Annotated in this window: 10 protein-coding genes; 6 read left to right on the top strand and 4 right to left on the bottom strand. The window is 70.5% G+C overall.

Translation table 11 applies throughout. The features are described 5' to 3' along the window. Positions 1–19: 19 nt before the first annotated feature. Together F6W97_RS13060 and F6W97_RS13055 are read right to left on the bottom strand one after the other, a co-directional pair. Positions 20–364 carry a DUF4190 domain-containing protein gene (locus F6W97_RS13060; RefSeq protein ID WP_155370532.1) on the bottom strand — a complete coding sequence of 115 codons (345 nt, stop codon included), beginning with the start codon at positions 362–364 and terminating at the stop codon, positions 20–22. 134 nt (positions 365–498) lie between these two features. Then, positions 499–1,536 (bottom strand): PD40 domain-containing protein, encoded by a 1,038-nt coding sequence (locus tag F6W97_RS13055; protein ID WP_155370531.1) that lies wholly within the window; start codon positions 1,534–1,536, stop codon positions 499–501. A 146-nt stretch (positions 1,537–1,682) separates the two neighbouring features. Between F6W97_RS13055 and F6W97_RS13050 the strand changes: the two genes are divergently transcribed. The 3 genes from F6W97_RS13050 (at position 1,683) to F6W97_RS13040 (ending at position 6,319) form a co-directional block, all read left to right on the top strand. Then, positions 1,683–2,411 carry a Type 1 glutamine amidotransferase-like domain-containing protein gene (locus F6W97_RS13050; protein WP_155370602.1) on the top strand — a complete coding sequence of 243 codons (729 nt, stop codon included), beginning with the start codon at positions 1,683–1,685 and terminating at the stop codon, positions 2,409–2,411. A 257-nt stretch (positions 2,412–2,668) separates the two neighbouring features. Continuing rightward, positions 2,669–5,425, top strand: coding sequence for a carbohydrate binding domain-containing protein (locus F6W97_RS13045; RefSeq protein ID WP_230686630.1), 2,757 nt, complete (start codon positions 2,669–2,671; stop codon positions 5,423–5,425). A gap of 225 nt (positions 5,426–5,650) precedes the next feature. Continuing rightward, positions 5,651–6,319 (top strand): ImmA/IrrE family metallo-endopeptidase, encoded by a 669-nt coding sequence (locus F6W97_RS13040; protein ID WP_155370530.1) that lies wholly within the window; start codon positions 5,651–5,653, stop codon positions 6,317–6,319. On the opposite strand, the gene F6W97_RS13035 is transcribed toward F6W97_RS13040, so the two are convergent. Further along, on the bottom strand, positions 6,280–6,729 hold the full coding sequence (locus F6W97_RS13035) for an NUDIX hydrolase (protein ID WP_155370529.1): 450 nt from the start codon (positions 6,727–6,729) through the stop codon (positions 6,280–6,282). The two genes, F6W97_RS13040 and F6W97_RS13035, sit on opposite strands and share 40 nt — an antisense overlap. Positions 6,730–6,844: 115 nt before the next feature. On the opposite strand from F6W97_RS13035, the gene F6W97_RS13030 reads away from it, so the two are divergent. From F6W97_RS13030 to F6W97_RS13020, 3 genes are all read left to right on the top strand, one after another. Continuing rightward, a complete protein-coding gene (locus F6W97_RS13030) occupies positions 6,845–7,345 on the top strand; it encodes a hypothetical protein (protein WP_155370528.1) in 501 nt (166 codons plus the stop codon). Between the two features lie 14 nt (positions 7,346–7,359). After that, a complete protein-coding gene (locus F6W97_RS13025; RefSeq protein WP_155370527.1) occupies positions 7,360–8,319 on the top strand; it encodes an asparaginase in 960 nt (319 codons plus the stop codon). Positions 8,320–8,599: 280 nt separating this feature from the next. Beyond that, the gene (locus F6W97_RS13020) at positions 8,600–9,772 is read left to right on the top strand and encodes a hypothetical protein (protein WP_155370526.1); all 1,173 of its coding nucleotides are present in this window, start codon (positions 8,600–8,602) and stop codon (positions 9,770–9,772) included. A gap of 49 nt (positions 9,773–9,821) precedes the next feature. Here the strand turns inward: F6W97_RS13020 and F6W97_RS13015 are convergent, their stop codons facing one another. After that, positions 9,822–11,981: a transglycosylase domain-containing protein gene (locus F6W97_RS13015; protein WP_155370525.1), complete on the bottom strand. Its 2,160-nt coding sequence runs from the start codon at positions 11,979–11,981 to the stop codon at positions 9,822–9,824. Positions 11,982–12,016 lie beyond the last annotated feature (35 nt).

Genomic DNA, 12,016 nt, shown 5'->3' with positions numbered 1-12,016 from the left:
GCCCGCCCGATGCCGGTCCTCAGGACGAGGCGCCGACCGCGGCGACGCTGAACATGCCGAACGCGCCGAACATGGAGACGGCCATGACGCACCACACCAGGAAGAAGGCGACGAACAGGCCGGTCAGGACCCAGCCGACGATGACCCCGGCGTTGGCCAGCTCGATGCCGCGCTCGCCGGAGGCCGCGATCTGCTCCTTGGCCTTGATGCCGAAGTAGATGCCCAGCGGGGGCAGGACGAAGATGCCCAGCGCCAGCGACAGGATCGCGTAGGTGTTGTACGGCGGCTGCGGCGGGTAGTGGCCGTACGGGTACGGCGGCTGCTGCGGTGGCGGCGGGTTCTGCGGCTGCTGCGCGTCGGTCATGACTGCCCTCCTCGGATGTCTGCCGTGCACGCTAGGCCACGCACGCCACCGGCCGTCGTGGCAGCACGACGGCCGGTGGGCGTTAAGAAGGTGCCCTTCCTCTACGCATAGCGATAAGAAGGTGCCCTTCCTTCTTATAGGGCTTGCCAGTCCTGGTGGTAGCCCTGGTAGAGCCAGGTGCGGGTGGGGCCGTTGCGGCGGGCGATCCAGGCGACGCCGTTGCGGCCGCCGGTGACCAGGACGTCGGCGTTGTTCGCGGGGGACGGGACGGCGTTGTACTCGGTGTCGACGCCGACGCGGGTCTGGTTGTTGGGGGCGCTGATCGGCGCGGAGTTGATGTGCACCCAGCCGAGCTGCGGGTTGGGCTCCATGCGCGGGATCGTCTGCTCGTTCCACATGACCCGCGACGAGTCGGCGGTGAACGCCGGCACGGTGGCGAAGCCGCTGAGCAGCGAGCCGCCCCCGCCGAAACCGGTGAACCAGATCTCGGTCCAGTCGGTGGTGTCCAGCAGGGACAGGCACTCGTCGTACACCGCGAAGCACTCGCCGTTCGGGTAGGCGATGTACCTGCCGTCGGGCGACCAGGCCACGGCCAGCGAGTTCTTGGTCGGGTGCCAGGCGGGCGCAGCGGCGGCGGCCACGGCGGGACGCTGGGCCTTCTTCGGCAGGCGGTCGGCCTCGGCCTGCGCGGCCGGGCTGAGCCGGGAGTCCACCTTCGTCGTCGTCACCGTGGCCGCGCCCTTGGCCAGGGCCGGGGACGAGCCGAGCTCGGCGATGTAGATCGTCGGGGAGTAGGGCAGCGTGCCGTACGCGTACGCCAGCCGGTTCCCGTCGGGCGACCAGGCGCCGGCTCCGATGCTGCCGCTGGAGGTGATCTGCAGCGTGGTGGCGAAGCTGTGGCTGGACGCCGTGTAGTGCCCCAGGAACAGGTTGCCGTTCTTGATGACGGCGAGGTCGTCGGTGTTCGGACGCCAGCGCGGCCACTCGTAGCCGCCGCCGGTGGTCACCTGCCAGACGGTGCCGCCGGCCTCGGCCACGAACAGGTTCCCGCCCCGGATGAAGGCGACCTTGCCCGGGACACCCGGGTCGACGGCGGCGGCCGGCGAGACCGGGACTGCAACGGTGGCGGCGACCAGGCACAGCCCGACCGCGAACTTGCGCATTCTCCGCATAGCTTCCCCTTACTATCGGAACGGCATGTGGCGTCGATCCTAGAAACAAAGTCGCGTTCGGACTGTCCCTGATACGATCCGTGTTCTATTCCGGACAGAACATCGACATCACGACCTGCGCCGAGGCGTTGTGGCATGATCACCTGATGGGCCGCCCACCGCAGATCTTCGCCGCATCCGGACTGCTGCGCCCGCCGCCGGGTGTCGCGCCGCGCAAGCGCAGCCTGCTGATGGAGCACGTGGTATCGCTGACCGGGGTGCGCCGGGCCCGGATCTGCTACGTGCCGACCGCCGTGGGCGACGACCCCGCCGCGATCGCCGCCTTCGGCCAGGCATTCGACGACACCGACCACACGGTCACCCACCTGCGGCTGTTTCCGCAGCCCAACCATGCCGACGTGCGGGCGCACCTGCTGGCGCAGGACCTGATCTGGGTCGGCGGCGGCAGCGTGGTCAACCTGCTGGCGGTGTGGCGGGCGCACCGGCTCGACGCGGTCATGCGCGAGGCGTGGGAGGCGGGCGTGGTGCTCGGCGGCGGCAGCGCGGGCAGCATCTGCTGGCACGTGGGCGGCAGCACCGACTCGTTCTCCGACGACCTGGACCCGGTCACCGACGCGCTGGCCTTCCTGCCGTACAGCAACGGCGTGCACCACGACTTTCCCGACCAGCCCCGCCGCGAACGGTTCCACGGGTACGTCGGCAGCGGCCTGCTGCCCGCCGGCTACGCCACCGACGACGGCACCGGTCTGCACTACGTCGGCACCGAGCTGGTCGAAGCGGTCACCAGCGCCGAGGGCGCGGACGCGTACCGCGTCGAGGCCGACGCCGCCGGTGCGGTCACCGAAAGCCCGCTCGGAGCGCGACTGCTGGCCTGACCCGTTCACCGGGAGCGGCCGTCAAGCGGCCGCACGGTGTCGCGTGCCCGCCGGGTGTTGAAAGGAATTTCAGGCTGCCGCTGGAGCAGGGGCGGCGGGTCAGGCGCATGCCATAGATGTGTACGGCTCTTTACACGCCTGAAATCTGTTGCTAGCTTTCAGAAACTTTCAATCGCCTTGCGCAAGAACGGTGTCCGCATCCACACAGGATGAACCGGCCTCCGTCGATGCCGCACGGCCCCGTGTGAGGAGCTGTCGTGAGCGCACAACGTCGTGCTCGCGCCCGGTGGGGAGCAATGGCGCTCGCCCTGACCGGTCTCGTCGCGAGCCTGGTACCGCTGCTGACGCAGCCCGCGTCGGCCGCCAACACCGTCACCGTGTTCTACCGCCCGAACACCGCCTGGACCACCGTCAACATCCACTACGCGCCCACCGGCGGCTCGTGGACCACGGTGCCGGGCGTGGCCATGGACGCCGCCTGCACCGGGTGGCGCAAGAAGACCATCGACCTGGGTACGGCGACCGGGTTGCAGGTGGTGTTCAACAACGGCTCCGGCACCTGGGACAACAACGGCGGGGCCAACTACAGCCTGGGCACCGGCAACGTGACCGTATCCGGCGGGGTCAAGGGCGCCGGCGACCCGTGCGCCACCGCCTCACCGTCGCCGACGCCGTCACCGGGCGCGGGCAACACCGCGACCGTGTTCTACCAGCCGAACGCGGCCTGGACCACGGTGAACATCCACTACGCGCCGACCGGCGGGTCCTGGACGACAGCGCCCGGTGTGGCGATGGACGCCGCCTGCACCGGGTGGCGCAAGAAGACCATCAGCCTGGGTACGGCGACCGGGTTGCAGGTGGTGTTCAACAACGGCTCCGGCACCTGGGACAACAACGGCGGGGCCAACTACAGCCTGGGCACCGGCAACGTGACCGTGTCCGGCGGGGTCAAGGGCGCCGGCGACCCGTGCGCCACCGCCTCACCCTCGCCGTCGGCGTCGAGCTCGCCCCCGGCCTCGCCGTCGCCGACGCCGTCCACCTCGCCGAGCACGCCGCCGCCGACCACGACCGGCACCATGCTCGGCGGCGACCCGCGCAAGGACGCCATCTACTTCGTGATGACCGCCCGGTTCTACGACGGCGACGCCGCCAACAACCGCGGCGGCAGCCAGCACACCAAGTCCGGCAACGCCGCCAACAACGACCCGATGTTCCGCGGCGACTTCTCCGGCCTGATCCAGAAGCTGGATTACATCAAGGGCCTGGGCTTCTCCGCCGTCTGGATCACGCCGGTGGTGCTCAACCGCTCCGACTACGACTACCACGGCTACCACGGGTACGACTTCTTCCGCATCGACGCCCGCCTGGAGTCGCCCGGCGCGAGCTACCAGGCGCTCATCGACACCGCCCACGCCAAGGGCCTGAAGATCTACCAGGACGTGGTGTACAACCACAGCTCCCGCTGGGGCGCCAAGGGCCTGTTCACGCCGACCGTGTACGGCGTGCGCGACAGCCAGTGGAGCTGGTACTACGACGTGCCCAACCCGTCGTTCACCTACGACGGCCTGTCCGTCGAGCCGGGCTCGGGCAAGAGCCACTACACCGGCGACCTGTGGTCGACGCCCGAACCGGCGGGCAACACCTGCCGCAACTGGGGTGTGTTCAGCGGCTTCTACAGCGCCGAGGGCTACAAGGTGTACAACTGCCAGTGGCCCAGCCCCACCTCCGGCATGTTCCCGAGCAACCTGTTCCACCAGTGCTGGATCGGCAACTGGGAGGGCGAGGACGCGCGCAGCTGCTGGCTGCACGAGGACCTGGCCGACTTCAACACCGAGAACCCGGCGGTGCAGCAGTACCTGATCGACGCGTACAACCGGTTCATCGACATGGGCGTCGACGGGTTCCGCATCGACACCGCGGTGCACATCCCGCGCGTCACCTGGAACCGCCGCTTCCTGCCCGCCCTGGAGCAGAAGCTGATCAGCAAGTACGGTGCCGCCAAGGCCAAGGACTTCTACGTCTTCGGCGAGGTCGCCGCGTTCGTCAACGACAAGTGGAACCGCGGCTCGGTCAACCACTCCGCCCAGTTCTTCACCTGGAAGGAGCGGGCCACCTACAGCGCGAACGACGTGACCGCGGCGATCGAGCAGTTCAACTACGAGAACAACCTCGGCCCCGGCAACCAACCCACCAGCACCAACGCGTTCCTGCAGGGCAACGTCTACCACGCGCCCGACCGCACGCAGTTCTCCGGCATGAACATCATCGACATGCGCATGCACATGAACTTCGGGGACGCGCCCAACGCCTTCAACAACGGCAAGGACAGCGACGACAGCGTCAACGACGCCACCTACAACGTGGTGTACGTCGACTCGCACGACTACGGCCCGAACAAGTCCAGCACCCGCTACGCCGGGGGAACCGACGCCTGGGCTGAGAACATGTCGCTGATGTGGACGTTCCGTGGCGTGCCCACGCTGTACTACGGCTCGGAGATCGAATTCCAGGCCGGCAAGCAGATCGACTGCGGGCCCACCTGCCCGCTGGCCGGCACCGGCCGGGCCTACTACGGCGCCAACGTCGAGGGCAGCGTCACCGCCCCCGACTTCGGCGTGGTCTCCAGCGCCTCCGGGGCCGTCGCGACGACCCTGAACAAGCCGCTGGTCAAGCACCTGCAGCGGCTCAACCAGATCCGCCGGGCTGTGCCCGCGCTGCAGATGGGCCAGTACTCGACCGAGGGCGTGACCGGCCAGATGGCCTACAAACGCCGCTACACCAGGGGATCGGTGGACAGCTTCGCGCTGGTCACCGTCTCCGGCAGCGCCACCTTCACCGGCATCCCCAACGGCGTCTACACCGACGCCGTCACCGGCACGTCGATCACCGTCAGCAACGGCACCCTGTCCGCCACCGCCTCCGGCAAGGGCAACCTGCGGGTGTACGTGCTCGCGCTGCCCAACAACCCCGCCCCCGGCAAGATCGGCGCCGACACCACCTGGCTCCACCCGTAGTTCGAGCGAAGGAAGGGCACCTTCACATCGGTTTTCGATGTAGAAGGTGCCCTTCCCAACGGTTCGCGGGCCCGGGCGGCGCGGCCGCGCAAACTGTACGGTCGGATTGCCGACCGCCGCAGCGGTGCCCTGACCAGCCCGAACCCTGAAAGGCAAGCGTCAGACGCGGACGACTGCCGTGAAGGCACTAGCTCACGGTGGCGTGTACGTCGCACAATGCGGATCATGCGTTGGTTCGGTCCCCGGTGTCCCGTCAGTCCCGAGGAGGACGCCTGGGTGGCGTCGTCCCTGACGTGGCTCGTGGGCGAGTTCGGCCGCGGGCCGCTGGAACTGCCGCCGGTGCGCCCGGCGGACCTGGTGCCCGCCGGATACTCCGGCGGCGTGCAGGAGGCACGCACCCTGCTCGACGCGATCTGCCTGCGGATGGGCGTCGACCCGGTACGGGTGGAGCTGGAGCTGCACTCGCGCGAGGTGCCGGACGGGCACCTGCGGCTGCGCGACGGTCACCCCGTGATCGCGGTCGCGTTCGGCCACGCCGCCGACCCGGTGCCGCTGGTCGCCACGATCGCGCACGAGCTGGGCCACGTGCTGCTCGTCGGCGACGGGCGGATCAAACCCGACCAGCCCGACGCCGAACGGCTCGCCGACCTGGTCAGCGTCTACTTCGGGCTGGGCGTGTTCGGCTCCCGGGTGGCGGCGCGGTGCGCGCGCCGCCGGCCCGGGATGGCCCTGCCGCTGTACGCGTACGCGCTGGCGAACTATGCCTGGCAGCGCGGCGAGAGCACCCCCGACTGGGCCGGCGACCTGCGCTTCGGCTCGCGCGTGCAGCTGCGGCGCGGGCTGCGGCACCTGGCCTACCGGGCAGCGGACCCGGCCTCGGCCCACTCGCTGTAGGCGGTGCCGTCCCGCAGCCGGGCCAGCGCCGCCCCGGCGTAGCCGACCAGCGGTGTCGGCAGCTTGCGCAGCGAGAACCAGTGCAGGTCGGCGCACTTGTCCGGCTCGGCGTTGACCGGGCTGCCGGACCACTGCCGGACCTGGAAGAACAGGTTCAGCCGCGGTGTGGACCCGGGCAGGTGCAACAGGTGCACCAGCTCGGCGTGCGCGGGGTCGAGGGCGAGGCCGAGCTCCTCCGCCGACTCGCGCACCAGCGCGTCCAGCGGGGACTCGCCCGCCTCGACGTGCCCGGCCGGCAGGTGCCAGCACCCGTCGGACCAACCCGTGTTGAGGCGCAGACCCAGCAGCACGTCGTCGCCGCGCCGGAGGATCAGGTGTACCGCGACGATCGCCTGTGCCCTGTGCTTCACCTGCGCATTCTCGAACGCCTGTACGATCGCCGTCAAGCGGCGCGCCGCATCGGGTCCGCCCGCACGAGCGAGCGGATCTTTTGTCCGGTGCGGACGGCGCGTTTAGGATGCCGCCATGACCACCCCTGTCACCACCTCGGCCGACTCCAGCGTCAAGCCGCTGCGGCTGCTGTTCACGCTCGCGCTGCTCGGCTACGTCGCGCTGTACCTGGGCTTCCAGTTCCTGCACTGGATCATCCCGTCGGAGAACTCCACCCTGATCTCCCGGTCGCAGTCGTCGGGTTTCCTGGACCTGTTCGTGATGGCGTTCCCGCTGTTGGCCGTCCTGATCGCCACGCACCTGTCGCCGCAGCTGACCGGTTCGAAGATCTTCGCGCTGGTGGCGCTGGTCGAGTACGCCGTGGCGGTCCTGTTCGGAGGGATCACCTTCCTGATCGGCCTGGGCGGCCTGGGCTGGGTCGACACCTTCCCGGAGACGATCGACGCGCTCGGCCACGTGGTGCTGACCATCGCCCGCCTCGGCCTGGTCGCCCTGGCCGGATACGCCGTGCTGCGCGTGTTCCTGGCCCTGGGTGGCCGGGTCACGCTGCCCTCGGCGCTCAACCCGCCCGCCTGATCGAAGGAGTGCCCATGGGCAGCCGGGTCCTGCTGCTGGCCACCAAGGACACCATCGCGTACCGGCGGCGTGCCGGTCGGGAGTCCGTCGCGTCGGGCGCGCAGCTGCTGGCCGCGGCGGGACCGGTCGGCGCGGAGGTCACCGTCGTGGACGTGACCTCCGAGCCGGGCTGGGACATCTCGCCGACGACGATGCTGGCGCTGGGCCGCCGGGTGCGGCAGGCGGCGGGGGAGTACGACGGCGTGGTGCTCACCCACGGCGTCGACACCGTCGAGGAGACCGCGTACCTGGTGGACCTGATGGCCGGCCCGGCCGCCGAGCGGGCCGCGATCGTGCTGACCGGCGCGTTCCGGGCGCTGGACGACGCGGACACCGACGGCCCGGCGAACCTGGCCGCGGCGCTCGCCGCCGCGGCCGACCCGGCGGCACGCGGCCTGGGCGCGCTCGTCTGCGCCGCCGGCGAGCTGCACGCCGCGCGCTGGGCCACCCTGGTGGACGCGTCCGGGCCGGGGTTCAGCTCGGCTCCGTCCGGTCCGCTCGCCCGGATCGTCGACGGCCGGGTCGAGCGGCTGGCCGCGCCTCCGCCGCGCCCACCGTACGGCGGCGGTGAACCCGAGTGGGACGTCGTGCTGTTCAAGACCCACCCCGGCATGGACCCCGAACTGCTCGCCGGGCTGCCCGACCGTGGCGTGCAGGGCGTCGTGCTGGAGGGCACGGGGCAGGGCAACGTCCCGGCGAGCCTGTTCGCCGCGATCAGCGACCTGATCGACGACGACGTCCCGGTGGTGATCGCCTCCCGCAGCCACCACCCGGCCGGATCTGGTGACCTGCCGCGCGACATCGGCATGGCCGAGCGCCTCGGCGCGATCCCGGCCCGCGGCCTGCGGGCGGACAAGGCCCGCATCGCCCTGATGGCCGCCCTCGGCGACGGCTACGGCGTGGACGCCGTACGAGCCTGGTTCGCCCGCCTCTGACCGGCGCCCCCGTCAAGAGCAAGGATGGGCGCCTTCACGTCGCATGGCGATGTGAAGGCGCCCTTCGTGTCGTCCGGCCCGGGATCGCTGCTGCTCACGGCCGTCGCTCGACCGGGTAGGCCGTTCACCCGCGGGGTGGTGGGTCCACCTGTCCGGACTACCGTGTCGCACACCCGGTCCGTCCAGGTGTAAGACAGTTGACTGTCAATGGCACGGATTTGCCCTAGTGTGCGGCTTGAATACCGTTGCCGCGCCGTGGGCGCGAGATCTGGGGAGCGCCATGGACGTCAGGACCGTCGGCGGGACGACGCGTCTGCAGCCGGACTTCACCAGGGTCAACGAGCTGGCGGTGCGGACAGAACGGCTGCCGCGGCGGGAACGCGACGGCGTGCTGCCGTTCCCCGGCGCGATGTGGCTGTGGGTGGGGCCGGCGACGCTGCTCCGCCTGGTGGTGTGGGCGGCCGGGGCGCTGCTGCTGGTGAGTGTCGTCGCGGCGGCCGCGGTGCTGCCCGGCGTGCCGGGACCGGTGCTGTTCGCCATGGCCGCGACGGCTCTGGCGGCGCTGCTGGTCCGGTTCGCACGCGGCCTGCGCCGGCGCAGCCAGGCGAGCCGGCAGGCGGCGGTGGCCCGGGAGTACTGGTCCTGGCGGCGGCCGCCGGCCCGCTTCGAGCACGAACCCGCCCCCGTCGACCTGCCGTCGTGGCTGGCCGACCCGATGCACCGGCGGCTGCTGCGGCTGGTGCGCCCGCGGCGGACGGCCCCGCACGCCGACCGGGTGCGCTGGGCCCACCGCTGGGCGTACAGCCGTGAGCTGCGTATGGTCGTGCCCCGGCTGACCGGGGTGACCGCGCTCGCCGCGGTGCTCACCGTGGCCGCGTGGCGGGCCGGCTGGCTGAGCGCGCAGGCCCCGGCGGCGGTGCCCGCGGACGCGGAGCTGGGCGGCCGGGTGCCCAACCCGGACGTGCTGCCCGCGCTGGACGTCGCGGTTGCCGCGGTCGCCGACTACGCCTGGCACCTGGTGGACATGGTGCCGCTGCTCGGGCTGGCCGACGTGCTCGGCTGGGCGCGCCCGGCGGCGCTGGCGTCCGGCGGGCTGCAGGACGGCCTGGCCGTGGTGTACCGGCTCGCCGTGCTGCTGATCCTGGCGGTGGCCGTGGCCGCCCTGCTGGGCCGACGGGTCGAGGTCGACGCCAAGCCGCCGCTGCTGGCCGGGCAGGTCGAGCGGGCGCTGGTGGAGGAGCTGGTGAAGGCGCGGCGGCTGCTGGAGGGCGGTTCCGGGCGCCACGATCAGCGGCTGCTCGACGCCGCCTGCCGCCGGCTGCGCGCCGACGCGGTGACCCTGCCCGCGCCGTACGAGCAGTGGACCGCCGAGGCGCTGTGCCACGCGCTGGCCCTGGAACAGTCCTGGATGAACGACTGGCGGGTGCCGGAGCAGCGCTCGGTGCTGTCCTGACACACCGCGCCGCCCCACCCGGGCGGGTGGGGCGGCGATCCGGAGGGCCTCAGTTGAGGATGTCCGACGACGGCGGGTTGAAGTCACGCACCGGCTTGTCCTTCAGCGCGAACTTCAGCGAGTTGGTCACCGCGTCCAGCGGCATGTTGTAGTTGCCGTCACCGGCCACGTTCTTGACGTAGTCGGGGTCGGCGATGAAGCTGGCCGCGGCCAGTTCGGGCGTGAACCCGACGAACCAGGCGGCCCGGGTGTCGTCGGTGGTGCCCGTCTTGCCCGCGATCGGGCGTTCCATCATGCCGTACACCCGCGAACCGGTGGACCAGTCGCCGCAGCTGCCACGGGCGGCCTTGTACCCGGTGACGCAGCGCGCGGCGTCGGTGGCGGCGCGGGCGACGTCCTGGCTGAACACCCGGCTGCACTGCGGGGCGGCGGCCTCGACCTGCTTGCCGTCCACGGTCGCGGTCAGCTCCTGCCCGTCGGGCTTCTTGATGGACAGCACCGGGCTGGGCTTGCAGTACATGCCCTCGGCGGCGACGGTCGCGTACGCGTTGGCCATCTCCAGCGGAGTGGTGTCGGCGACGCCGAGCGTGAAAGCGCCCCACTTGTCGGCGTGCTTGGGCGAGGCGTGCAGCCGGTCCACGTCGGTGTGCCAGACCAGGCCCATCTTCTCGGCCATGCGGACCGCCTTGTCCGAGCCCACGGCCTGCTCCAGCTGCACGAAGTAGGTGTTCACCGACTTGCCGAAGCCGGAGTACATGTTCTGCTTGCCGGTCATGCTGGCGCTGGCGTTGGACGGGCACCAGCGGTTGCCGCAGGCGGCCGGCCCGCCCGGCTCCACCACGTAGATCGAGGTGTAGCGCTGCGGGGAGTAGAACGACTTGGACATCTTCATGCCCGAGTCCAGCGCGGCGACCATGGTGAACATCTTGAACGTCGATCCGGCCTGGTAACCCGGGATGTCACCGCCGCCCAGCAGCGGCGCGACCGTGTTCGGGTAGCTGCCCTTGACGTTGAAGGACCGCTTGATCGGGTCGGAGTTCGGGCCGTTCTTGCTCTGGTCCATGGAGTAGATCCGGTTGACGGCCATGCTGAGCACGCGACCGGTGCCGGGCTGGACCACCACGTTGCCGTACGCCAGGCGCATGTCGGTCTTGGACCGGCTCAGCAGGTCCTTCATCCCGTACGCCTGCAGCTTCGGGTCGAGGCTGGTCACCACCTTGTATCCGCCGGTGCGCAGGTTGTCCAGGCGGGCCACCGGGTTGGGCCCGAACGCCGGCTGCTGCATCCACCAGTTCTTGAAGAAGTCGCAGAAGAAGCCCCAGTCGCGGGTGCTCGCGGGCACCGAGCCGCAGTCGCGCGGCGGGCTGCTGAGCTTCAGCTTGATCGGCTCGGCGGCGGCCTTGTTGGCCTGGTCGGTGGTGATGAAGTTGAGCTCGGCCATCCGGCGGATCACGTAGTTGCGCCGGTCGAGTGCCGGGGTGGTCTGGTTCGCCGGGTCGAACGACGAGGGCGCCTTGACCAGGCCCGCCAGGGTGGCGGCCTCGACCAGGGTCAGGTCCTTGGGCTCCTTGGAGAAGAAGATCTGGGAGGCGGCATAGATCCCGTACGCGCGATGGCCGAAGTAGGCCATGTTGAGGTAGCCCTCCATGATCTGATCCTTGGTCCACTGGCCTTCCAGCTTGATCGCAAGGCGGATCTCGGTGAGCTTGCGCTGCGGGGTCTGCTCGGTGGCCGCGACGGCCTCCTGTGCGGTGGTGGCGCTGTCACGCAGCGCCATCCGGACGTACTGCATGGTCAGCGTCGAGGCGCCCTGGGAGACCTCGCCCTGCTGCCGGTTGGCCACGAAGGCGCGGGCGATGGACTGGAAGTCGACGCCCATGTGGGAGTAGAACCGGGCGTCCTCGGCGGCGATCACCGCGTTGACGATGTTCGGGTTCAGCGACGCCAGCGGCACGAACTTGCGGTGCTCGTCGTAGAACATCGTCATCAGGGTCTTGCCGTCGCTGGCGTAGACGTACGTGGTCTGCCCGACCTGATGCTCCTTGAGCTGGGTCGGCAGGCTGTCGAGGATGGCCGCGCCCTTCATGGCTCCGATGCCCGCCGGTACGGCCAGCGGTAGCGAGGCGAGGGCCAGGACGACCCCGCCCAGGACGCCGGCGCGGAGCATTCCGCTGTACCGGCTGAAAGCGCTGATTAACCGCTGCACCATAGCCCCGAATATAGGCAGGTCAGCATACCGAGGTG

The sequence above is a fragment of the Catellatospora vulcania genome, assembly GCF_009720385.1.
Classification (GTDB): Bacteria; Actinomycetota; Actinomycetes; order Mycobacteriales; family Micromonosporaceae; genus Catellatospora; species Catellatospora vulcania.
The sequence above is the reverse complement of the archived record's forward strand: the minus strand, read 5'-3'. Positions and strand labels throughout refer to the sequence as shown.